The following is a 20968-nucleotide window of genomic DNA, read 5'->3' as shown; positions in this document are numbered from 1 at the left end:
TAGCCACAGAGTTCGCACCGCCTGGATCTGAACCGGGTCAAATTCAGGGCAAAAAAAAACCACTCAAGAGAGTGGTTTTTTCGAATTTGGTTGCGGGAGCTGGATTTGAACCAACGACCTTCGGGTTATGAGCCCGACGAGCTACCAGACTGCTCCATCCCGCGTCCGATGTGGCTCAGTATAGGGCCATGAAAAAATTCGTCAAGGAAAAATTTAATATTCATCAAAGGCTTATTTACCAAGCAGGGACGGGCCTACTTGTCGCCATCGCTTTTCTGCATCTGCACCGACGCCTTTTCGCCGCTGGAGCGGTTCTGCTGATCCGATTGGTCGCGATCGAAGCAGCCACCCAGCATGAGGCTGAGGAGCAGGGCAGAGGACACGAGTAGAGGGCGCTTCATGGGGGTTCTCCTAGAGGTACGTCCTCAGTCGACCCATCTAGCCGGCAAAGGGTCCGGAAACCCGATGAGGGCCCCTGCGCGATCAAGTGAGAAGGTGATAGCAAAACGCCGCTAAGGGCCAGGGCAGGTGGTGGCCATGTGCTATCCTCGATGGGTGTTATGGAGAACCTCATGCACCCTACCCAGGATTCGAGTCGTCTGGATCAGCGCATCATGCGCGTGATGGATCACGATATAGCGACACTGGTCGCCCAGTTGTGCAATCTTTCCCTGGCGCTTACCGGCAGCAGTGCCAAAGGTGCGTCGGAGATGGCACTTCAGGTCGTGGAGAAAGTCGAATTGCTCGTCGACGACATGCAGACGCTCCGCGCTGCGGCGCAGGAATTGCTGGATACCACGTCCCGCCATGTTCGCTCCGGCCATATAGAAGATCGGACCGTCATCGCCGGCGACGAGGGTGCACCTTTCGACGATGGGCAGCGCGACCGAACCGTTTGACCAGGAAAGTCCAAGGGGCCGCCATGAATCTGCTGCTGGAAACCTTGCTCCAACATCTCCAGGGCCTGGGTCGCATCGAGTTCTTCGAGCGCAGCGAGCATTTCGCGCGGTTGATGATCACCACGCCCGACGGCGTGATCGCCGAGCGCCACCTCTATTACGATCAGCTGCACCATGCCCATGACCTCAAGGCGGTGGTCGATGAGCTGCGCGAAGAGGTCGTCCATCGACAACGCCTGCTGCAAGACGTCGGTTAACGGGCGATTCGTCGTCCGCCATGGACAAATCCGGGCGGTCTTGGCTTACTGTACGGATAATCAGCCGCCAAGCCCGGCCCGGCATCTCTCTCCATGGCTCCGGACAGTCCTCCCGCCCAGCTCCCACCCAAGCGCCAGCGCAAGATCATCCATGTCGACTGTGACTGCTTCTATGCGTCCATCGAGATGCGCGACGATCCGCGCCTGGGCGGCAAGCCGCTGGCGGTAGGCGGGACCCCTGATCGTCGTGGGGTCGTCGCCACCTGCAACTACGAGGCCCGGGCCTTCGGCGTGCGCTCCGCCATGTCGTCCCACCAGGCGCAGAAGCTCTGTCCCGACCTGGTGTTCGTCAAGCCGCGCTTCGAGGTCTACAAGGAGGTATCACGGCAGATCCACGGCATCTTCCAGGACTACACCGAGCTGATCGAGCCGCTGTCACTCGACGAAGCCTATCTGGATGTCACCCAGTGCGAGCTGTTCAACGGCAGCGCCACCCTGATCGCCCGTGATATCCGCAGGCGGGTGTGGCAGGAGTTGAACATCACGGTGTCCGCCGGGGTGGCGCCCAACAAATTTCTCGCCAAGATCGCCAGCGACTGGAAGAAGCCCAACGGGTTGTTCGTCATCGCCCCGCACGAGGTGGACGACTTCGTCGCCGCCTTGCCGGTGGCCAAGCTGCATGGCGTGGGCAAGGTCACCGCCGACAAGCTCAAGCGCCGCGGCATCGTCCTCTGCAGCGACCTGCAGACCTGGTCGCGCTTCGATCTGCTGCGCGAGTTCGGCAGCTTCGGCGAGCGCCTCTGGTCGCTGGCCCATGGCATCGACGAGCGCCAGGTCAAGGTGGACAGCCAGCGGCAATCGGCCAGCGTGGAGCGCACCTATGACCGCGATCTGCCCGATGCCGCCGCCTGTGCGCAGGAGTTGCCCGAGTTGCTGGCCAAGCTCGAAGAGCGGCTGACGCGCCTGGCCGATCGTTATCGCCCGGAGCGACCCTTCATCAAGGTCAAGTTCCACGACTTCACCCAGACCACCCTGGAACAGCAGGGCGCCGGTCGTGATCTCGACAGCTATCGGCGCCTGCTGGAGCAGGCCTACCGGCGGGGCAATCGGCCGGTACGGCTGCTCGGGGTGGGCGTGCGCCTGACGGATCTGCGCGAGGCGGCGCTGCAGCTGAGGCTGTTCGAGGACTAGTCCGCTAGAGCGGGCTCTTGGCCTGGGCGGACAGATTGACGATGGCCGCGTCCAGTTCTTCCAGCGCCGGACTGGAGGTCGGCGCGCCCTGCTTGAGCAGGGTTTCGCTGTGCTGGCAGGCGGCGCGGAGCTGGGGCACGCCGCAATAGCGGGTGGCGCCATGCAGGCGGTGGACGCGCTCGATGAGGGCGATGCGGTCACCGTCTTCGCGGGCCTGGCGAATGGCCTGACGGTCCGCCGCCAGGGAGGCGAGCAGCATGCTCAGGAGATCCTTGGCCAGATCCGGCTTGTTGGCCGCCAGGCGCAGGCCTTCGTCCGCATCCATCACCGCCAGCGTGGAAATGTCCTGGCCACCACTGTTGAGGCTGGTGACCTCGGGCGCCGAGCTGTGCAGCAGGCGCAGGCCGGTCCACTTGAGGATGACCTGGGCCAGCTGCCGATCGCTGATGGGCTTGGTGAGGTAGTCGTCCATGCCGCTCTGCAGCAGGGCGCGCTTCTCGTTGGCCATGGCGTGGGCGGTAAGGGCGACGATGGGCACCGGGGTGCCGCCTTCGCTGGCTTCCCAGTCGCGGATCGCCTCGGTGGCCTGGCGGCCGTCCATGCCGGGCATCTGCACGTCCATGAACACCAGATCGAAGCGCTCCTGCTGGACGGCTTCCACCGCCGCGTAGCCGCTCTCCACCGCGGTGACCTGGGCGCCGAGATCGGTCAGCAGGGTTTCCACCAGCAGCAGGTTGGCCGGGTTGTCGTCCACGCAGAGCAGCCGCGGCGGGCGGTCGGTGATGCCCAGGCCGCCGCTCTCGTTGCGTTGCGGGCGCTGGTTGAGCAGCTCGGCCACCGCCTGCTCGAGCTTGCGGCTGCAGGCCGGCTTGGCGTGCAGCTGGCAATGGACATCGGGCAGGGAGGCGTGGAACACCGCCTGGTCGGTGGTGGGGCAATAGACCAGGGTATTGCAGTCCTGGCGACCCAGTTCCCAGATGCGCTCGGTGAGCAGATCCGGCGGAATGCTGCGGGCACTGACACCGAGCACCGCCAGGCTGACCGGCAGCTTGCCGGAGGCCGGGTGGGCGACCGCTTCGCTGAGCTGCTCCAGGGTCTCGAACGGCTCCACGCTCAGACCGCATTCTTCCAGCTGGTGCTGCAGTGCCTGGCGGGTGAGGGGGTGGGGCTCCACCAGGCCGACGCGGCGACCGGCCAGGGCGATGCGCTTGTGGCTCTCGACGCTGCCGTGGGCCTTGGGCAGGTTGAGGGTGATCCAGAATTCCGAGCCCTCGCCGGGAATGCTCTCCAGGCCGATCTCGCCCCCCATCTGCTCGATCAGGCGCTTGGAGATGACTAGGCCGAGTCCGGTGCCGCCGGCCTGCCGGGTCAGGGAGTTGTCGGCCTGGGAGAAGGCCTGGAACAGCATCTGCCGGTCTTCGTCGGTGAGGCCGACCCCGGTGTCCTGGACGCTGATGCGCAGCTGGGCATGGTCGTCGGTCTCTTCCTCGACCATGGCGCGCACGGCGATGGTGCCGGAATGGGTGAACTTGATGGCATTGCTCACCAGGTTGGTGAGCACCTGGCGCAGACGCTGCGGATCGCCGACCAGGTGGGTCGGTGTGTCGCGGTAGACCAGGCAGACCAGCTCCAGGTGCTTTTCATGGGCCGAGGGCGCCAGGATGGTCAGGGTGTCCTGGATCATGTCACGCAGGTTGAACGGCAGATTCTCCAGCACCAGCTTGCCGGCCTCGATCTTCGAGAAGTCGAGGATCTCGTTGATGATGCCCAGGAGGCTCTCGGCGGAATTCTGGATGGTGCTCAGGTAATCCTGCTGGCGCGGGGTCAGCTCGCTTTTCTGCATCAGGTTGGTGAAGCCGATGATGCCGTTGAGCGGGGTGCGAATCTCGTGGCTCATGTTGGCCAGGAATTCCGACTTGATGCGGCTGGCTTCCAGCGCCGCCTTGCGCGCCAGGTCCAGCTCGATGTTCTGGATCTCGATGGTTTCCAGATTCTGGCGGACGTCCTCGGTGGCCTGGTCGATGTTGTTCTGCATCTCGAACTGGGCGTTCTCCATGGCTTCGGCCATGCGGTTGATGCCGGTCGCCAGTTCGTCGAATTCGGGGCTGCCGAGCTGGGTCGGCAGGCGCGTCTCCAGGCGACCCTCCTGCAACTGGCTGACGCCGTGGGCGATCACCTGCAGGGGCCGGTTGATGCGGCGGCCCATGCGCACCGCGATGAAGGCGGTGAAGGCCAGGCCGAGCAGGATCAGCAGAAGGCCAGCCACCAGGTTGCGATAGCCGCGCAGCAGGGTGGCGTGATGGGAGAGTTCGAGCTGAATCCAGCCCAGGGTCTGGGGCGTGGCCGGACTGCCGTCGCTGCGGGTCAGGCGCAGATCATGGGTCTGCACCGGCAGGTTGAAGTGGGTGATGTCCAGCCCGGATCTCATGCTGATGGTCTGGTAGTCGCGCCCGGTGAGCTCCACGGTCATTGAGGGGCCGGCGTGGGCGAGGAGGTTGCCGTCGGCATCCAGAAAACTGATCGCCCGGACATCGGCCTGGTCGAGGGCGCGCTGGGCGATACGGTTGAGCTGGTCGTTGTCGCCGGTGCGCATGGCCGGGGCGATGAGTGGGGCCATCTGCTGGGCCACCAGCTGGCCATGCTCGATGAGCTGGCTGCGCATGTCGGACAGCTGCACCCAGCTGAAGTAGACCCCCAGCAGGGCCGCCATGCAGCAGGTCGGGAGGACGCTCAACAGCAGGATGCGCCCCTTGAGTCCCAATTCGTCCAGCACTGCGCGTCCCCCGAGGAAATTTGGCGAGTCTAACCCCTTTACCAAATGTAAAGAGAGTCTTTGCGAAAGGGGTCGCACCCCCTGGCGCGCCGATTCGCGAAAATCCGCGAAGGCTGCCACGGTCCCTGGCCGGGGTGCACAACCATTGACCCCATCGGCGGTCTGGTAGGGACTGCCGGTCGTTCCGGTGCGGTCGTGTTCGAGGAGATCCTTTGAAGAAGAGTTGCAGTCTGATGCTGGCGGGCGCCCTGTTGCTGGGAACCGGCTGGATGGCGTCGAGCCAGGCCCAGGAGCCGAAGAAGACCACCCTGGTGGAGCGGGGGTCGATGTACTACAGCTTCGAGACGCACCTGCTCGACTCGGCGGACGGCAAGCGTCGCTATCGGGTCTATATCGGCATTCCCAAGCAGCCGGCGCCGATGATGGGGTATCCCGCGCTGTTCCTGCTCGACGGCGATGCCGCCCTTGCGCAACTCCAGGACGTCTGGTTGTCCCCCCATAAACTGAAGAGTGCGCCTGTGCTGGTGGCCATCGGTTACGCCGATGCCGCGGACGCCATGCAGGAACGCACCTACGACTACACCCCGGCGGTGGGCAATGGCCGCACGCGCGACGACGTGCGCAAGGACTGGCCGGCGGGAGGCTCGCGGGCCTTTCTCGACCTGATCGAGCAACGCATCAAGCCGCTGCTGACCCAGAGCGTGCCGGTGGACCCCAATCGCCAGACCCTCTGGGGCCATGGCTACGGCGGACTGTTCGTGCTCGACACCCTCTATCGGCAGCCGCAGGCCTTCCAGCGCTACGTGGCGAGCGATGTCGCCTATGGCTGGCAGCAGGGCTACATCCTCAAGCGGGCAGAGGAATTCCAGGGCGTGGGCGGCGCTCGGCCGGTACAGCTCTGGCTGTATTCCGGTACCGAGGACCTGACCCGCAAGGTCGCCCCCGATGCCGCCAAGCGACTGGCCGAGCGCCTGGGTGGACTGCCGGGGATGCAGGTGACCCCCCAGGTGCAGCCCAACCTGGGGCCGGAGGGCATTCTGTCGCTGAGCCTGCCCGCCGCCCTGGAGGTGGCCAGCGACGGCGCCGCCACCCGCCGGCCCTAGCCAAGCGCCGGATGGGTAGGGTCGGCGAGGCTTTGGGAGTATCATGGAAGGCTTTCACCCCTGGCGGAACGAGCTGATTCATGAGTCTGCACTATCCCACCATCGCCGATTGCATCGGTAACACGCCGCTGGTGCGCCTGCAGCGCCTGGCCGGCGACACCCGCAGTACCGTGCTGCTCAAGCTGGAAGGCAACAACCCGGCGGGTTCGGTCAAGGACCGCCCGGCGCTGTCGATGATCCGCCAGGCCGAGGCCCGTGGCGACATCCAGCCCGGCGATACCCTCATCGAGGCCACCTCCGGCAATACCGGGATCGCCCTGGCGATGGCCGCCGCCATCATGGGCTACCGCATGATCCTGATCATGCCCGACAACTCCAGCGCCGAGCGCAAGGCGGCCATGACCGCCTATGGCGCCGAGCTGATCCTGGTCAGTCGGGAAGACGGCATGGAAGGCGCGCGGGATCTGGCCACGCGCATGCAGGCCGAAGGCCGCGGCAAGGTGCTCGACCAATTCGGCAATGGCGACAATCCGGTGGCCCACTACCTGGGCACCGGGCCGGAGATCTGGCGCCAGACACATGGCAGCATCACCCATTTCGTCAGCTCCATGGGCACCACCGGGACCATCATGGGCACCTCGCGCTACCTCAAGGAGCAGAATCCCAAGGTGCAGATCGTCGGTCTGCAGCCGGAGGAGGGCGCGGCCATCCCCGGCATCCGCCGCTGGCCGGAGGCCTATCTGCCGAAGATCTACGAGGCCAGCCGCGTGGATCGCATCATCGACATGGGGCAGCAGGAGGCCGAAGACACCATGCGTCGCCTGGCGCGGGAAGAAGGCATCTTCTGCGGCGTGTCGTCCGGCGGTTCGGTGGCGGGCGCCCTGCGCATCGCCCGGGAAGTGGACAATGCGGTGATCGTCGCGATCATCTGTGACCGAGGCGATCGCTACCTGTCGACCGGCGTCTATGACGCGCGCTAAGCGAGGCGGCGGCGGGCTGCGCTTTCAACCAGCCGGTGGCGCCCAGGCGACCGGGGTACCGACCGGCAAGCGGCAGCTGCTGGGCATCGAGCGGCTGTCCCATGACGGGCGTGGCATCGCGCGCGAAGGCGGGCGGACCTGGTTCGTCGCCGGTGCCCTGCCGGGCGAGCGGGTCGAGGCGCGGGTGCTCGGCGCCCGCAGTCAGGTGGTCGAGGCCCGTACCCTTCGGGTGCTGGAGGCCAGTCCGTTGCGGCGTACACCGCCCTGCAGCGTGGCCGACCGCTGCGGCGGTTGCACCCTGCAGCACCTGCCCCATGCCGATCAGCTGACCCTCAAGCAGGAAGCCCTGGCCGAGCAATTCCGCCGTCTGGCCGGGGTGCAGCCGCTGGCCTGGGCCGCGCCCATGGTCGGTCCCGAATTCGGCTATCGCCGCCGCGCCCGCATCGCGGTGCGCTGGGACGAACGCCAGAGCCGCCTGGAAGTGGGCTTTCGCGCCGAGGCCAGCCAGGACATCGTCACCCCCGACGACTGCCTGGTACTGGTGCCGGAGCTGCAGCCATTGCTGCGCGCGCTGCCTGACCTGCTGAGCGGGCTGGAACAGCCCCAGGCGATCGGTCATGTGGAGCTCTTCCAGGGCACGGCAACGGCCATGATGGTGCGCCATACCCGGGCGCTGCTGCCGGGCGACCAGGCGCGCCTGCGCGACTTCTGCGCGGCGGCTGGCGTCCAGCTCTGGTGGCAGGGCAAGGGCGAGCCGCAGGCGGATCAGGCCGACGCCAGGCTGGGCTTCCGGCTGGCGTCCTGGGACCTGACCCTGGCCTATCAGCCGGGCGACTTCGTCCAGGTCAATGCCGCCATCAACGAGGCCATGGTCGCCCAGGCGCTGGACTGGCTGGCGCCGACGGCGGATGACCGGGTGCTCGATCTGTTCTCCGGGCTGGGCAACTTCGCCCTGCCGCTGGCGCGGCAGGCAGCGGCGGTTACCGGTATCGAAGGGGTCGCGGCGATGACATCCCGGGCAATACAAAATGCACGTGACAACGGCATCGGCAACGCGCACTTTCTACAGGTGGATCTGTCGAACCCGCTACCCGCCGATCTGGGCAGCCATTCGCTGGCCCTGCTGGATCCGCCGCGCGACGGTGCGCTGGAAGTGGTTCGGCAGCTCAGCGGCCTGGGTATCGGGCGGCTGGTCTACGTCTCCTGCAATCCGGCCACCCTGGCACGGGATGCCGGGGAGCTGGTCCGACAGGGCTATCGCATGACAAGAGCGGGCATTCTCGACATGTTCCCGCAGACCGCCCATGTGGAAGCCATGGTGCTGTTCGAAGCGGGCAGGATGCCCGGGTAACGACGGCTCGCCAACCGATGCGAGCCAATCCGGCGAGAAGGCTACGCCGTGAGGAAGGGGTAGATGGTACAGGTCAGAGCGCATCAGCCAGTCAACGTCGATGGCAGCATCAACCTCCACGCCTGGCTGGATCATATCCAGAGCGTGGATCCGAATCTCGATCGCGAGGCCTTGCTGGACGCCTGCGGCTTCGCCCGCACGGCGGAAGAGAATTCCGGCCAGGTCGAGCACACCTGGGCGGAGGGGACCTCCAGTTTCCATACCGGCCTGCAGATGGCGGAGATCCTGGCCGACCTCAAGCTGGATCAGGACAGCCTGATCGCCGCCATCGTCTACCGGGCGGTGCGCGAGGGCAAGGCGACCCTGGAGTCGGCGGCCGAGCATTTCGGGCCGGTGGTGGCCAAGCTGATCGAAGGCGTGCTGCGCATGGCGGCGATCAGCGAGAGTCTCAATCCGCGCAAGTCCATGGTGCTGGGCAGCCAGACCCAGGTCGACAACCTGCGCCGCATGCTGGTGGCCATGGTCGACGACGTGCGCGTGGCGCTGATCAAGCTGGCCGAGCGCACCTGCGCCATTCGCGCGGTCAAGAACGCCACCGAAGAGCGCCGCAACCGGGTGGCCCGCGAGGTCGCCGACATCTACGCGCCCCTGGCCCACCGGCTGGGCATCGGCCATATCAAGTGGGAGCTGGAGGACCTGTCCTTCCGCTACCTGGAGCCCCAGCAGTACAAGCAGATCGCGACCCTGCTGCATGAACGGCGGCTGGATCGCGAGCAATACATCGCCGACGTCATGCAGCAGCTGCGTGACGAACTCACCGCCACCGGCATCAAGTCCGACCTCAGCGGGCGCGCCAAGCACATCTATTCCATCTGGCGGAAGATGCAGCGCAAGGGCCTGGAGTTCAGCCAGATCTACGACGTGCGCGCCGTGCGGGTGCTGGTGCCCGAGGTGCGTGACTGCTATACCGCGCTGGGCATCGTACATACTTTGTGGCGGCATATTGCCCGCGAGTTCGACGACTATATCGCCAATCCCAAGGAGAACGGCTACCGTTCCCTGCATACTGCGGTGATCGGTCCGGAGGGCAAGGTGCTGGAGGTGCAGATCCGCACCCATGCCATGCACGAAGAGGCCGAACTGGGCGTCTGCGCCCACTGGCGCTACAAGGGAACCGACGTCAAGTCGGCCTCCAACCACTACGAAGAAAAGATCTCCTGGCTGCGCCAGGTGCTGGAATGGCACGAGGAGCTGGGCGACATCGGCGGCCTGGCCGATCAGCTGCGGGTCGACATCGAGCCGGACCGGGTCTACGTCTTCACCCCCGACGGCCACGCCATCGACCTGCCCAAGGGCGCGACGCCGCTGGACTTCGCCTATCGGGTGCACACCGAGATTGGCCACAACTGCCGCGGGGCCAAGATCAACGGCCGCATCGTGCCGCTGAACTACCAGCTGCAGACCGGCGAGCAGGTGGAGATCATCACCGGCAAGCAGGGCTCGCCCAGCCGCGACTGGCTCAACCCCAACCTCGGCTACGTCAACACCTCGCGGGCCCGGGCCAAGATCGTCCACTGGTTCAAGTTCCAGGCGCGCGACCAGAACGTGGCCGCTGGCAAGGCCATGGTCGAGCGCGAGCTGTCGCGCCTGGCACTGCCCCCGGTGGACTTCAACACCCTGGCCGAGAAGGTCAACTACAAGGGCTCCGAGGACATGCTCGCGGCCCTGGGCGCCGGCGATCTGCGCCTGGCCCAGGTGATGCACGCCGCCCAGCAGCTGGTGGAGCCGGACAAGGGCCTCGATACCCTCGATCACTTGCCGCGCAAGCCAACCAACAAGCCGGGCAAGCGTGGCGATGTGCAGATCCAGGGCGTGGGCAACCTGCTCACCCAGATCGCCGGCTGCTGCCAGCCGGTGCCGGGTGATGCCATCGTCGGCTACATCACCCTCGGCCGTGGCGTGACCATCCACCGGCAGGACTGCGCCAACGCACTGCAGCTGGCCAGTCGCGAGCCGGAGCGGACCATCCAGGTGAGCTGGGGCCCGGTGCCGGTGCAGACCTATCCGGTCGACATCGTGATCAAGGCCTTCGACCGCTCCGGTCTGCTGCGCGATGTCTCGCAGATCCTGCTCAACGAGCGGATCAACGTGTTGGCGGTGAATACCCGCTCCAATCGCGAGGAAAACACCGCCAACATGCTGCTGACCATCGAGATCCCCGGCCTGGACGCGCTCGGCCGCCTGCTCGGGCGCATCTCCCAGCTGCCCAACATCATCGAAGCCCGGCGCAATCGCGCTGCCTGAGAGATGTGACGACGACCCCACGAGGCGCCTCCTGGCGCCTCGTTCTTTTCCAGTAACAGGATTCATCCATGTACCAGCTCGACGATCTGCTGCACCTCATGGCCCGGTTGCGCGATCCGCAACACGGCTGCCCCTGGGATCTGCGCCAGGACTACGCCAGCATCGTGCCCCACACCCTGGAAGAGGCCTACGAGGTCGCCGACGCCATCGCCCGGCGGGATTTCCCGCAGGTGCGCGACGAGCTGGGCGATCTGCTGTTCCAGGTCGTCTACTACAGCCAGCTGGGTCGCGAGGATGGCCATTTCGACTTCGCCCAGGTGGTGGATGGCATCACCCGCAAGCTGGTGCGGCGCCATCCCCATGTCTTTCCCGACGGCGACCTGCATGGCCCGCTCGACCTGCCGCGACTGGACGAGGCGACCATCAAGCGCCGCTGGGAAGAAATCAAGGCCGAGGAGCGCGCGGAAAAGGCCGCGGCGCCGGAGCAGCTCTCGCTGCTGGATGACGTGCCGGCCGCGCTGCCGGCCCTGAGTCGCGCGGCCAAGCTGCAGAAGCGTGCGGCCAATGTCGGCTTCGACTGGGCCGACGCCATGCCGGTGGTGGCCAAGATCCAGGAGGAACTGGACGAGGTGCGCGAGGCCATGGCCAACGGCCAGGCTGCCCAGGTGGCGGAAGAGATCGGCGATCTGCTGTTCGTGATGGTCAATCTGGCGAGGCACCTGCAGGTTGACGCCGAGGACGCCCTGCGCCAGGCCAACGCCAAGTTCGAGCGGCGCTTTCGCTATATCGAGGAAGGCCTGAACGCTCAGGGCAGAACGCCCCAGGAGGCCAGCCTGGAAGAGATGGATGCACTCTGGGACGCCGCCAAGGTGGCCGAGAAGGGCGCCGTCGGGCATTCGTTGCGGCGGGGGTAGGTCGATTCCGCTGGCTGGATTGCTTGATCGCGGTCCTGGCGGTCCACCGATGTGGGCGCCCCTGCAAGCGCATCATTCCCCGTAGGAGCGGCCCATGGCCACGATAAAACGATTCGTAGTGTCGTCGCGTGAAAACCGCGCAGCGTTTTTCGCTGGGAGTGACTGCCGGGGGCGCCCTCACCCCAACCCTCTCCCGGAGGGAGAGGGGGCTGTCCGAGTGGGCGTTCATCTCCACCAGCCGCGGCAAGATCGCGATCAGCCTGCCCGTGGAAAACCGCATGGCGTTTTCCACGGGTAGGCCGACTCGAAGGGTGGATAAGGCTGCGCCGTTATCCAGGCTACACGGCAGATCGCGGCCATGGGCCGTTCCTACTGGCCCCGGCCGCATCGGCGGGCCGCCATGGCCGTGAGGACCGATTCCTACGGCATCCTTTCCCAACCCGGCGACAGATCCGGCTGGTCGGCCAGGTGCGCCGGGCACTTGCCCTTGAGGTGCCAGGCGAAGGCGATGATCTCGGCCAGGGTGCGATAGAGCGCCTCGGGGATCTCGGCGCCCAGTTCCAGGCGCGCCAGGATGCGCACCAGGTCGGCGTTCTCGTAGATAGGCACCTCGTGCTCCCGGGCCGTGGCCAGGATGAGTTCGGCCAGTTCGGCATCGCCCTTGGCGGAGAGGATGGGGGCGCTGCTGCCGTCATAGGACAGCGCGATGGCCTGGCGGGCGGCGGTTGTACTCATGCGGTGTCGTCGATCCAGCGTTGTTCGAGGGTGGTGCGCGGATGGCGTGCGGGACGGCCCTGGCGGCTGCTGAGGTCGCCGACCACGAAGCCGGCCGCCAGCAGGCGGTCGCGCAGATGGGGCAATTCGGTATCGATCAGCGTCGCGGTGGCGCCTTTTTCCGCCCAGAATTCGCTCGACAGCCGGCCGCTGGCCAATTGCGCCCGCACCTGCAGCGGGCCCAGCGGCGCCAGGTCGAAGGCCAGTTCCACCTTCCACAGGCTGTCGCGGGCTTCACCACGGTTATCCGGCGGCGGTCGTTCTTCCTGGAAGCGCACCTGCACCGCGCCGAGGCGCTCGCCATCGCGCCAGGGAATCTCGGTCTGCCAGGTGGACAGGTAGTAGCCATCGGGCAGGACCTGGGTCTGGGCCAGGCTGGCCAGCTGGTGGGTCTGCAGGCGGGCGATGACGCCCGTGGCCAGTTGCAGCAATTCGTCGAGTTCGGCGTTGGCGGCACTGAGGCCGCGACCATCGCGTTCGCCCAGGGGAAAGTCCAGGGCGGTGGGCTGGCGACTGGCGGTGGCGGCGTCCCCCAGCGCCCGGCGCAGGGCATCGGGCAGATTCTGCTGGGCGGTCTGGATCGCGACCTGGGGATTGCGCAGGGCCTCGCCCGGCACGCTGGCCAGCAGGCGATCCACCAGGCGCAGCAGGTTGGCCTTGAAGTCCTCCTGGAGATCGGGACCGCCGCGATCCAGCAATTGCTGCTCCAGTTGCAGGCCACTGCGCGCCAGGGCGCGGGCCCAGCCCTGGGGCGTGCCCAGGGCCTCGGTGGTTTCCAGATTGGCCAGCAGGGACTTGAGCGCCGCGCCCACCGACGGTGGCAGCTCAGCCTCGGGGACGTCCTCCAGCCATTGCAGCAGGGCATTCATCGACAGCTGGCGCTGCCCCTGGCCCTGCAGCTGGCGATCGATGTCGAGCTGGTCGAGGCGCTGCGCCATGGGCAGCACCGTGACCTCCTGGCTGTCCTTGATCACCACTGTCAGCAGACTGCCCACCGGTACCGGGCGGGGCGATTCCAGCTTGAGCTGGCGACCTTCGAGACTGGAACTCAGGGCCTTGGCGATCACCTCGTAGGTGGGCGTCGCGCCGGGTGGCTGTTGCAGCAGGCTGCTCAGCACCCGCAATTGCAGGGTCGTGCCCACCGGCAGCTGGCGCAGATCCAGCTGCTGCAGCGGCGGCGGTGGTGCGTCGCCCTCCAGGCTCTGCAGCAGCACCGCCAGCTGGGTGGAGCCGAGGGTGCTCACCAGCAACTGGCTGCCCACCGGCAGGTTGTTGGTCGGACTCTGGGTGGTGAGCAGGACGCTGCCACCCTCGGCCAGCTGCAGTTGCAGCAGGAACTGGAAGCTCTGGCCGGCCGGACGGGTAGCGAGTACCTCGGCGGTCGCGGTGCTGCCGGGCGGAATCAGGTCGTCGAGGGATTGCAGGGCCTGCAGGATCTGCGCCCCCGCGTCCGATGCCTGCGCCGCCGCGGCCCGGACGGGCAGGGCGGGCGTGACGCCGACGCTGGGTTGGATCGCGGAGATGGAAGTCATCGGGCAGGTCCGGTGGAATCGCCTGTGTATAATGGCGCGCCTTCAAGGGCGTGTGCCGGGTTAACGGCCAGCGCCCGACCGACTTTAGTGCCGTGAGATCCCCTGTCTTGAATCAGCCCCTGCTCGACGCCGTCGCGCTCCGTTGCGAACGGGGCGGTCGCCTGCTGTTCGACGACCTGAGTCTGAGCGTGGCGGCGGGCGAGTCGCTGCGGATCGGGGGCGTCAACGGCTGTGGCAAGACCAGCCTGCTGCGCATCCTGGCGGGACTGCTGCCGGCGGACGCGGGTAAGGTGCGCCGGCCCGCCGCGGCCGAACTGCTCTGGCTGGGCCATGCGCCCGGCATCGCCGAGGGGCTGACGGCGGTGGAAAATCTCCACAGTCTGGCCAATCTGTGGCGCCCGACCACGAGTGAGGCCTGCCGGGTCGCCCTGGCAACGGTAGGCCTGGCCGACTGGGCGGACGAGCCCTGTGGGCAGTTGTCGGCCGGCCAGCGTCGGCGCGTTGCCCTGGCCCGGCTCCAGTTGCCCGAACCGCCGCGGCTCTGGCTGCTGGACGAACCCTTCACCGCCCTCGACGCCAGCACCTGCACGCAGCTGGAAGCGCGCCTGCGCGCCCATTGCGCAGCAGGCGGCGCCCTGGTACTGACCAGTCACCGCGAACTGGAGGTCGTCCCCGAAGGGCATCGGCTGCTCTGGCTGGACGGTGGCCGATGAGCGGCGCCTGGTTGGCCTTCCTCAGGCGCGAAGGGCGCCTGGCCTGTCGCCGTCCGGCGCTGTGGCTCACGCCCCTGGCCTTCCATGCCCTGGTGGTGACCCTCTTTCCCCTGGCGCTGGGCCCCGATAGCCAGCAGCTGGCCGCCCTGGCACCAGGCCTCCTGTGGATAGCACTGCTGCTGGCCTTGCTGCTCGGCCAGGAAGCCCTGTTTCGCAGCGACTGGCAGGATGGCTCGCTGGAGCTCTGGCTGCTGGCACCCCAGCCCCTGCCGCTGCTGGTGCTGCTCAAGCTGCTGGTGCACTGGTGCTTCGCCGGCCTCGGCCTGGTGACCCTGACGCCGCTGCTGGCGCTGATGCTGGGGTTGCCCGCCGCGGCCCTGCCGGCGACCCTTGCGGCCCTGATCCTGGGCAGTCTGGCCCTGACCCTGATCGGTGCCATAGGCGCGGCCCTCACAGTGGGCCTGGCCCGTGGCGGGCTGCTGCTGGCGCTGCTCAACCTACCGCTGCAGATCCCGGTGCTGATCCTGGGCGCCAGCACCCTGGACGCGGCGCGTCTTGGCCTGCCGGTGACGGGACTGCTGCTCTGGCTGGGTTGCCTGACTCTGCTGGCCCTGACCCTGGCGCCCCTGGCGGTCGCCGCCGGCCTGCGCATCGGCGCGGCCCAATGACGAGGACGACATGAACTGGACCTGGCTGCACCGCCTGGGCTCTCCCGCCATCTTCTATCGTTTGGCCGGCCGCCTGCAGGGACCCTGCCTGGCGCTGGCCGGGGTGCTGCTGGCCGTGGGTCTGGTGTGGGGGTTGTTCCTGGCCCCGCCGGACTACCAGCAGGGCGACAGCTTTCGCATCATCTATGTGCATGTGCCGGCCGCCTTTCTGGCGCAGTCCTGCTATCTGCTGCTGGCGGTCGCCGGAGCCATCGGCCTGGTCTGGCGTCTCAAGCTGGCCGACGTGGCCCTGCGCGCGGCCGCGCCGATCGGCGCCTGGATGACGGTGATCGCCCTGGCCACGGGGTCGCTGTGGGGCATTCCCACCTGGGGCACCTGGTGGATCTGGGACGCCCGGCTCACCTCGATGCTGGTGCTGCTGTTTCTCTATCTGGGGGTGATCGCCCTGGGGCAGGCCATCGAGCATCGCGAGAGCGCCGCCCGTGCCTGCGCCATCCTGGCCCTGGTGGGCTCGGTCAATCTGCCGATCATCAAGTATTCGGTGGAGTGGTGGAGCACCCTGCACCAGCCGGCCACCTTCAGCCTGGTAGCGCGACCACCGATGCCCGCCGCCATGTGGCTGCCACTGCTGGTGATGGTGCTGGCGTTCTATCTGTTCTTCGCTGGCGTCTTGCTGCAGCGGATGCGCCTGGAGGTGCTCAGGCGCGAGTGGCGCAGTCGCTGGGTACGCCTGGAACTGGGCGAGGAGGGCGCGTGAGCGGAGTGGAATGGGCGCAGGTCCTGGGCATGGGCCGCCACGGCCTCTATGTCTGGCCGGCCTTCGGCCTGACCCTGGTCATCCTCGGCGGTCTGCTGCTGCACGGCTGGCAGGCGCGTCGCCGACTGCAGCGGGCCTTGCGCCAGCGCTGGCGGCGGGAGCGGCGGCCATGAATCCGGTCCGCCGTCGACGGCTGCTGTGGATCCTGCTGCTGTTGCTGGGCGTAGGGGGCGCGGCGGCGCTGGCCCTCAGCGCCCTGCAGCAGAACATCAACCTCTTCTATACCCCGAGCCAGATCGCCCGAGGCGAGGCGCCGCCCGCTACCCGCATCCGCGCCGGCGGCATGGTGGAGAAGGGCAGCCTGGTGCGCGCCGCGGATTCCCTGGCGGTGACCTTCGTCATCACCGACTTCCAGCAGGAGGTGCGGGTGAACTATGCCGGCATCCTGCCGGATCTGTTCCGCGAAGGGCAGGGCGTGGTGGCCCTGGGCCGCCTCGACGACCAGGGGCGTCTGGTCGCCGATCAGATCCTCGCCAAGCACGACGAGAAATACATGCCGCCCGAGGTGAGCCAGGCGTTGCGCCAGGCCGGGCGACCGCTGGACGGCGCGAGGCCGACGCCATGATCCCGGAACTCGGGCAACTCTGCCTGCTGCTGGCGCTCATCATGGCCCTGGTGCAGGGCACCCTGCCACTGCTGGGCGCCTGGCGCGGCCAGGCCGACTGGATGCGCCTGGCGCGCCCGGCCGCCCTCGGCCAGTGGCTGTTCCTGGCACTGGCCTTCGCCGCCCTGACCTGGGCCTTTCTGCAGGACGACTTCTCGGTGGCCTATGTGGCGGCCAACTCCAACAGTCGCCTGCCCTGGTACTACAAGGTCAGCGCCACCTGGGGTGCCCACGAGGGGTCCCTGCTGCTGTGGGCGCTGATCCTGGCGGGCTGGAGTCTGGCGGTGGCGTGCTGTTCGCGGTCCTTGCCCCAGGCCCTGCTGGCGCGGGTGCTGGGCATCCTCGGGCTGGTGGCCACGGGATTCCTGACCTTCCTGGTGGCCACTTCCAATCCCTTCGCGCGCCTGCTGCCGCAATTTCCGCGGGAGGGCAACGACCTCAATCCGCTGCTGCAGGACCCGGGGCTCATCCTGCATCCGCCCATGCTCTACATGGGCTATGTCGGTTTCTCGGTGGCCTTCGCCTTCGCCCTGGCGGCTTTGCTGGAAGGACGCTTGGACGCCGCCTGGGCGCGCTGGGCCCGGCCCTGGACGCTGCTGGCCTGGGCCTTGCTCGGCTGCGGCATCGTACTGGGCTCCTGGTGGGCCTACTACGAGCTGGGCTGGGGCGGCTGGTGGTTCTGGGATCCGGTGGAAAACGCCTCCTTCATGCCCTGGCTGGTGGGCACGGCGCTCCTGCACTCCCTGGCGGTGACCGAGAAGCGCGGTCTGTTCAAGGGCTGGACGGTGCTGCTGGCCATCGCCGCCTTTTCGCTCAGCCTGCTGGGGACCTTTCTGGTGCGCTCGGGGGTGCTGACCTCGGTGCATGCCTTCGCCAGCGATCCCACCCGCGGCGTCTTCATCCTGGCCTTCCTGCTGCTGGTGGTCGGCGGCTCCCTGGCGCTGTTCGCCTGGCGCGCGCCGGCGCTCGGCGGCTCGGCGGCCTTCAGCCTGGCCTCCCGCGAGGCGCTGCTGGTGGTCAACAACCTGATCCTGGTGACCGCCGCCGCCACGGTCCTGCTCGGTACTCTCTATCCCTTGATTATCGACAGCCTGACCGGGGCCAAGCTGTCGGTGGGGCCGCCCTATTTCAACCTGCTGTTCGTGCCGCTGATGGCGCTGCTGATGCTGGCCCTGGGCGTCGGGGTGCTGGTGCGCTGGAAAAGCAGCCCGGGGCGCTGGCTGGTGCGCCTGCTGGCGCCCGTCCTGCTGGCTTGCGCCGTCCTGGCGGGGCTGGCCGGCTGGTGGCTGGACCGGCCCAGGGCGGCGATCCTGGCGGTGCTGGCGCTGGCGGCCTGGATCCTGCTGACCACGCTGCGCGACGTGCTGGGCAAGGTGGTGGCGCTGGGCTGGCGCCGCGGCCTGCGCGGTCAGCCACGCAGCTACTGGGGCATGCACCTGGCCCACCTGGGGCTGGCGGTGCTGGCCCTGGGGGTGGTGCTGGCCAGTCAGTTGGATGTGCAACGCGATCTGCGCCTGGCGCCGGGCGAGCACGTCGAACTCCAGGGCTATCGCTTCGGCTTCGCCGGCACCCAGCATTACGAGGGGCCCAACTTCACCGCCGAACGCGCCCTGCTGCAGGTCGAGCGCGAGGGGCGGGTGGTCGCCCTGCTGACCCCGGAAAAACGCCGCTATCTGGCCAGCGGCGCGGTGATGACCGAAGCCGCCATCGACGCCGGCCTGAGCCGCGATCTCTATGTGGCCCTCGGCGAGCCACTGGGGCAGGGCGCCTGGGCCGTGCGCCTGCAGATCAAGCCCTTCGTCCGGCTGATCTGGCTCGGTGGCCTGCTCACCGCCCTGGGTGGCCTGCTGGCCCTGGCCGATCCGCGCTATCGCCGCCGGCGATCCTCTTCCCCTGCCGCTGTCGCGGAGTCCGCCTGATGCGCCGTCGCCTGTTGCTCTGCCTGCCACTGCTGGCCTTCCTGGTGCTGGCCGGCTTGCTCTTTCGCGGACTCTATCGCGATCCCCAGGCCCTGCCTTCGGCGCTGGTCGGCCAGCCGTTTCCGGCGTTCTCGCTGCCGGGCGTACAGGACCAACGACTGTTCACCCGGGAGGATCTGCTCGGCCGCCCGGCGCTGGTCAATGTCTGGGGCACCTGGTGCGTGGCCTGCCGGGAAGAGCATCCGGTGCTCACTCGACTCAAGGCCGAGGGCGTGATGATCCATGGCATCAACTACAAGGACGACCAGGCCAGCGCCCGCCGCTGGCTGGCCGAATTCCACGATCCCTACCAGCTCGATATCCGTGACGACGAAGGCCGGCTGGGGCTGGACCTGGGTGTCTATGGCGCGCCGGAGACCTTTCTCATCGATGCCCGCGGCGTGGTGCGCTATCGCCATGTCGGGATAATCGATCAGCGTGTCTGGGACACCGACCTCGGGCCGCGCTACCGGGCCCTGGTGGTGACGCCATGAGGGTCGGCTGGCTGCTGCTGTTGCTGGTCTGGTCGACCCAGATCCACGCGGCCATCGACCCCTATGGCTTTCGCGACGACGCCGAACGCGCGCGCTTCCAGGCGCTGACCCGCGAATTGCGCTGTCCCAAGTGCCAGAACCAGGACCTGGCCGATTCCAATGCGCCCATCGCCGGCGATCTGCGCCGCGAGATCCAGCGCCTGATGGCGGCCGGGCAGAACGATGACGAGATCGTCGCCCACCTGGAGCAGCGCTATGGCGAATTCATCCGCTATCGGCCGCCTTTCGAGGGTCGCACCCTGCTGCTCTGGCTGCTGCCAGGCCTGGCTCTGCTGGGTGGCGCCGGGCTGCTGCTGGTCCTGACGCGCCGCCGCCGCCCGGAGCAGACGCTGAGCGACGCCGAACGCCAGCGACTGGCCGCGCTGCAGGCCGAGGAGGAGCCAGGATGCTGACCTTCTGGGGGCTGGCGGGACTGCTGCTGATCCTGGCGGTGCTGATCCTGCTCGTGCCGCTGCTGTGCGGTGGACGCGTCCTGGCGGACCAGCGGGCGGTGCTCAATCGCTCGCTCTATCAGGAACGCCTGGCCGATGCCAGGGCGTGGGCCGCACGGGGGGAACTGGACACCCAGGCGCTGGCGCTGGCCGAAGCCGAGGCGGGCCGCAGCCTGCTCGCCGACAGTCCGGCCGAGGGTTCTTCGCCGCTGCGCCACGGTCGGCGCCTGGGTATCGCGGTCGCCCTGGGCGGCCCGGTCCTGGCCCTGGGGCTCTATCTGCTGCTTGGCGCCTGGCCGGCGCTGCAGCTGAGCCAGCGCCTCGCCGCGGCGCCGGCTTCGCCCCAGGCGCTGCTGGCCGACCTGCAAGCGGCGACGCGACTGCAACCCCAGGCGACCGACAACTGGTATCTGCTGGCACGGGCCTATGCCGGCCTGGGTCGCTACCAGGATGCCGTGGCCGCCTTCGAGCAGGTCATCCAGCGCGATGGCCGGCGCGCGGAAGTCCTCGGGCAACTGGCCCAGGCCCGTTTCTTCGCCGCGGGGCGCCAGCTGGATGCCCGCACCCAGGCCCTGGCCGACGAAGCCCTGGCCGCCAATCCTGGCGAGCCCACCACCCTGGGTCTGCTGGGCATGGCCGCCTACGAACGGGGGGGCTACGCCAAGGCGGCCGGCTACTGGCAGCGCCTGGTCGCCGTGCTGCCACCAGGGGATCCCCTGCGCGACACCCTCGCCCAGGGCGTCGCCCGGGCGGAGGCGGCGGCGCGGGCCGCCGGTCAGGCGCTGACCACGCCGGGGCTGGACGTGGAGGTCAGTCTGGCGCCCGCGGTGGCGCAGCGGGTGCGGCCCGAGGACAGTGTCTTCGTGCTGGCGCTGGCGGTGGATCAGCCGGGCCCACCACTGGCGGTGCGGCGGCTGAGTGTTGCCGATCTGCCCCGCCGGGTGCAGCTGGATGACCGCGACGCCATGCTGCCCCAGCGCAAGCTGTCCGACCATCGACAGATCCGACCGGTCGTGGTGATCGCCCGGGGCGGCGATCCGCTCAAGGGGGACTGGCGACACGAGGGGCCGCCACTGGAGCTCTCTTCTAGTGCGTTCAGCCTAATGCGCATGGAAGCCGCTGATGCCATTGCGCCATGATCGGGC

General features: G+C 67.8%; 21 protein-coding genes and 1 tRNA gene. 17 read left to right on the top strand and 5 right to left on the bottom strand.

The genetic code is table 11. From position 1 onward, the window contains the following. Nucleotides 1–87: 87 nt before the first annotated feature. Together PVZ72_RS14455 and PVZ72_RS14450 are read right to left on the bottom strand one after the other, a co-directional pair. Nucleotides 88–164: transfer RNA gene (locus tag PVZ72_RS14455), tRNA-Met, on the bottom strand. 90 nt (nucleotides 165–254) lie between these two features. Next, complete coding sequence (locus tag PVZ72_RS14450; RefSeq protein WP_166655896.1) at nucleotides 255–401, bottom strand: hypothetical protein; 147 nt, start codon at nucleotides 399–401, stop codon at nucleotides 255–257. A 171-nt stretch (nucleotides 402–572) separates the two neighbouring features. Here PVZ72_RS14450 and PVZ72_RS14445 point away from each other — a divergent pair, with 171 nt between their 5' ends. The 3 genes from PVZ72_RS14445 to dinB all read left to right on the top strand — a co-directional run bounded on the left by PVZ72_RS14445 (nucleotide 573) and on the right by dinB (nucleotide 2347). Continuing rightward, nucleotides 573–899 carry a hypothetical protein gene (locus PVZ72_RS14445; RefSeq protein WP_133861118.1) on the top strand — a complete coding sequence of 109 codons (327 nt, stop codon included), beginning with the start codon at nucleotides 573–575 and terminating at the stop codon, nucleotides 897–899. A gap of 23 nt (nucleotides 900–922) precedes the next feature. Beyond that, on the top strand, nucleotides 923–1156 hold the full coding sequence (locus tag PVZ72_RS14440; RefSeq protein WP_017642220.1) for a hypothetical protein: 234 nt from the start codon (nucleotides 923–925) through the stop codon (nucleotides 1154–1156). 93 nt (nucleotides 1157–1249) lie between these two features. Continuing rightward, nucleotides 1250–2347, top strand: a complete 1098-nt coding sequence (dinB, locus tag PVZ72_RS14435) for a DNA polymerase IV (protein WP_187979703.1) — start codon at nucleotides 1250–1252, stop codon at nucleotides 2345–2347. Between the two features lie 4 nt (nucleotides 2348–2351). Here the strand turns inward: dinB and PVZ72_RS14430 are convergent, their stop codons facing one another. After that, nucleotides 2352–5120: a response regulator gene (locus tag PVZ72_RS14430; protein WP_133861116.1), complete on the bottom strand. Its 2769-nt coding sequence runs from the start codon at nucleotides 5118–5120 to the stop codon at nucleotides 2352–2354. Between the two features lie 212 nt (nucleotides 5121–5332). On the opposite strand from PVZ72_RS14430, the gene PVZ72_RS14425 reads away from it, so the two are divergent. From PVZ72_RS14425 to mazG, 5 genes are all read left to right on the top strand, one after another. Beyond that, a complete protein-coding gene (locus PVZ72_RS14425) occupies nucleotides 5333–6223 on the top strand; it encodes an alpha/beta hydrolase (protein WP_273862294.1) in 891 nt (296 codons plus the stop codon). A gap of 80 nt (nucleotides 6224–6303) precedes the next feature. Next, entirely contained in the window at nucleotides 6304–7203 is a 900-nt protein-coding gene (cysM, locus tag PVZ72_RS14420; protein ID WP_007158967.1) for a cysteine synthase CysM, read from the top strand. Next, on the top strand, nucleotides 7190–8554 hold the full coding sequence (gene rlmD, locus PVZ72_RS14415; protein WP_273862293.1) for a 23S rRNA (uracil(1939)-C(5))-methyltransferase RlmD: 1365 nt from the start codon (nucleotides 7190–7192) through the stop codon (nucleotides 8552–8554). The genes cysM and rlmD overlap by 14 nt, the downstream gene beginning before the upstream one ends. A 63-nt stretch (nucleotides 8555–8617) precedes the next feature. Beyond that, nucleotides 8618–10858: a GTP diphosphokinase gene (gene relA, locus PVZ72_RS14410; protein ID WP_133861114.1), complete on the top strand. Its 2241-nt coding sequence runs from the start codon at nucleotides 8618–8620 to the stop codon at nucleotides 10856–10858. Nucleotides 10859–10926: 68 nt separating this feature from the next. Further along, a complete protein-coding gene (gene mazG, locus PVZ72_RS14405; RefSeq protein WP_273862292.1) occupies nucleotides 10927–11772 on the top strand; it encodes a nucleoside triphosphate pyrophosphohydrolase in 846 nt (281 codons plus the stop codon). Between the two features lie 420 nt (nucleotides 11773–12192). Here the strand turns inward: mazG and PVZ72_RS14400 are convergent, their stop codons facing one another. Beyond that, nucleotides 12193–12507 carry an EscU/YscU/HrcU family type III secretion system export apparatus switch protein gene (locus PVZ72_RS14400; RefSeq protein ID WP_133861112.1) on the bottom strand — a complete coding sequence of 105 codons (315 nt, stop codon included), beginning with the start codon at nucleotides 12505–12507 and terminating at the stop codon, nucleotides 12193–12195. Continuing rightward, nucleotides 12504–14078: a flagellar hook-length control protein FliK gene (gene fliK, locus PVZ72_RS14395; RefSeq protein WP_273862291.1), complete on the bottom strand. Its 1575-nt coding sequence runs from the start codon at nucleotides 14076–14078 to the stop codon at nucleotides 12504–12506. Before fliK ends, PVZ72_RS14400 begins: the two co-directional genes overlap by 4 nt. 107 nt (nucleotides 14079–14185) lie before the next feature. Here fliK and ccmA point away from each other — a divergent pair, with 107 nt between their 5' ends. From ccmA to ccmI, 9 genes are read left to right on the top strand one after another with little or no spacing between them, the layout of a single operon-like run. After that, a complete protein-coding gene (gene ccmA, locus PVZ72_RS14390) occupies nucleotides 14186–14791 on the top strand; it encodes a cytochrome c biogenesis heme-transporting ATPase CcmA (RefSeq protein ID WP_187979697.1) in 606 nt (201 codons plus the stop codon). After that, nucleotides 14788–15459, top strand: coding sequence for a heme exporter protein CcmB (gene ccmB, locus PVZ72_RS14385; RefSeq protein ID WP_273862290.1), 672 nt, complete (start codon nucleotides 14788–14790; stop codon nucleotides 15457–15459). Before ccmA ends, ccmB begins: the two co-directional genes overlap by 4 nt. 10 nt (nucleotides 15460–15469) lie before the next feature. Next, nucleotides 15470–16216 (top strand): heme ABC transporter permease, encoded by a 747-nt coding sequence (locus PVZ72_RS14380; protein ID WP_133861108.1) that lies wholly within the window; start codon nucleotides 15470–15472, stop codon nucleotides 16214–16216. Beyond that, nucleotides 16213–16389 carry a heme exporter protein CcmD gene (gene ccmD, locus PVZ72_RS14375; protein ID WP_187979695.1) on the top strand — a complete coding sequence of 59 codons (177 nt, stop codon included), beginning with the start codon at nucleotides 16213–16215 and terminating at the stop codon, nucleotides 16387–16389. Before PVZ72_RS14380 ends, ccmD begins: the two co-directional genes overlap by 4 nt. Next, nucleotides 16386–16841, top strand: coding sequence for a cytochrome c maturation protein CcmE (ccmE, locus tag PVZ72_RS14370; RefSeq protein WP_133861106.1), 456 nt, complete (start codon nucleotides 16386–16388; stop codon nucleotides 16839–16841). Before ccmD ends, ccmE begins: the two co-directional genes overlap by 4 nt. Further along, nucleotides 16838–18799: a heme lyase CcmF/NrfE family subunit gene (locus tag PVZ72_RS14365; RefSeq protein ID WP_273862289.1), complete on the top strand. Its 1962-nt coding sequence runs from the start codon at nucleotides 16838–16840 to the stop codon at nucleotides 18797–18799. Before ccmE ends, PVZ72_RS14365 begins: the two co-directional genes overlap by 4 nt. After that, complete coding sequence (locus PVZ72_RS14360; RefSeq protein WP_273862288.1) at nucleotides 18799–19332, top strand: DsbE family thiol:disulfide interchange protein; 534 nt, start codon at nucleotides 18799–18801, stop codon at nucleotides 19330–19332. Before PVZ72_RS14365 ends, PVZ72_RS14360 begins: the two co-directional genes overlap by 1 nt. Beyond that, entirely contained in the window at nucleotides 19329–19784 is a 456-nt protein-coding gene (locus PVZ72_RS14355; RefSeq protein WP_273862287.1) for a cytochrome c-type biogenesis protein, read from the top strand. The genes PVZ72_RS14360 and PVZ72_RS14355 overlap by 4 nt, the downstream gene beginning before the upstream one ends. Further along, nucleotides 19778–20962, top strand: a complete 1185-nt coding sequence (gene ccmI, locus PVZ72_RS14350; protein ID WP_273862286.1) for a c-type cytochrome biogenesis protein CcmI — start codon at nucleotides 19778–19780, stop codon at nucleotides 20960–20962. The genes PVZ72_RS14355 and ccmI overlap by 7 nt, the downstream gene beginning before the upstream one ends. The last annotated feature ends 6 nt before the right edge of the window (nucleotides 20963–20968 follow it).

This window comes from Pseudomonas sp. LA5 (assembly GCF_028640825.1).
In the GTDB taxonomy this organism is placed as follows: Bacteria; Pseudomonadota; Gammaproteobacteria; order Pseudomonadales; family Pseudomonadaceae; genus Chryseomonas; species Chryseomonas aestiva.
This window is presented reverse-complemented; position numbering and strand designations above follow the sequence as displayed.

Excerpts from the sequence above, each read along its gene's own strand:
- PVZ72_RS14450 (WP_166655896.1), bottom strand. The coding sequence starts at position 401 with ATGAAGCGCCCTCTACTCGTGTCCTCTGCCCTGCTCCTCAGCCTCATG.
- PVZ72_RS14445 (WP_133861118.1), top strand. The coding sequence starts at position 573 with ATGCACCCTACCCAGGATTCGAGTCGTCTGGATCAGCGCATCATGCGC.
- PVZ72_RS14440 (WP_017642220.1), top strand. The coding sequence starts at position 923 with ATGAATCTGCTGCTGGAAACCTTGCTCCAACATCTCCAGGGCCTGGGT.
- dinB (WP_187979703.1), top strand. The coding sequence starts at position 1,250 with ATGGCTCCGGACAGTCCTCCCGCCCAGCTCCCACCCAAGCGCCAGCGC.
- cysM (WP_007158967.1), top strand. The coding sequence starts at position 6,304 with ATGAGTCTGCACTATCCCACCATCGCCGATTGCATCGGTAACACGCCG.
- rlmD (WP_273862293.1), top strand. The coding sequence starts at position 7,190 with ATGACGCGCGCTAAGCGAGGCGGCGGCGGGCTGCGCTTTCAACCAGCC.
- relA (WP_133861114.1), top strand. The coding sequence starts at position 8,618 with ATGGTACAGGTCAGAGCGCATCAGCCAGTCAACGTCGATGGCAGCATC.
- mazG (WP_273862292.1), top strand. The coding sequence starts at position 10,927 with ATGTACCAGCTCGACGATCTGCTGCACCTCATGGCCCGGTTGCGCGAT.
- PVZ72_RS14400 (WP_133861112.1), bottom strand. The coding sequence starts at position 12,507 with ATGAGTACAACCGCCGCCCGCCAGGCCATCGCGCTGTCCTATGACGGC.
- fliK (WP_273862291.1), bottom strand. The coding sequence starts at position 14,078 with ATGACTTCCATCTCCGCGATCCAACCCAGCGTCGGCGTCACGCCCGCC.
- ccmB (WP_273862290.1), top strand. The coding sequence starts at position 14,788 with ATGAGCGGCGCCTGGTTGGCCTTCCTCAGGCGCGAAGGGCGCCTGGCC.
- PVZ72_RS14380 (WP_133861108.1), top strand. The coding sequence starts at position 15,470 with ATGAACTGGACCTGGCTGCACCGCCTGGGCTCTCCCGCCATCTTCTAT.
- ccmE (WP_133861106.1), top strand. The coding sequence starts at position 16,386 with ATGAATCCGGTCCGCCGTCGACGGCTGCTGTGGATCCTGCTGCTGTTG.
- PVZ72_RS14365 (WP_273862289.1), top strand. The coding sequence starts at position 16,838 with ATGATCCCGGAACTCGGGCAACTCTGCCTGCTGCTGGCGCTCATCATG.
- PVZ72_RS14360 (WP_273862288.1), top strand. The coding sequence starts at position 18,799 with ATGCGCCGTCGCCTGTTGCTCTGCCTGCCACTGCTGGCCTTCCTGGTG.
- PVZ72_RS14355 (WP_273862287.1), top strand. The coding sequence starts at position 19,329 with ATGAGGGTCGGCTGGCTGCTGCTGTTGCTGGTCTGGTCGACCCAGATC.
- ccmI (WP_273862286.1), top strand. The coding sequence starts at position 19,778 with ATGCTGACCTTCTGGGGGCTGGCGGGACTGCTGCTGATCCTGGCGGTG.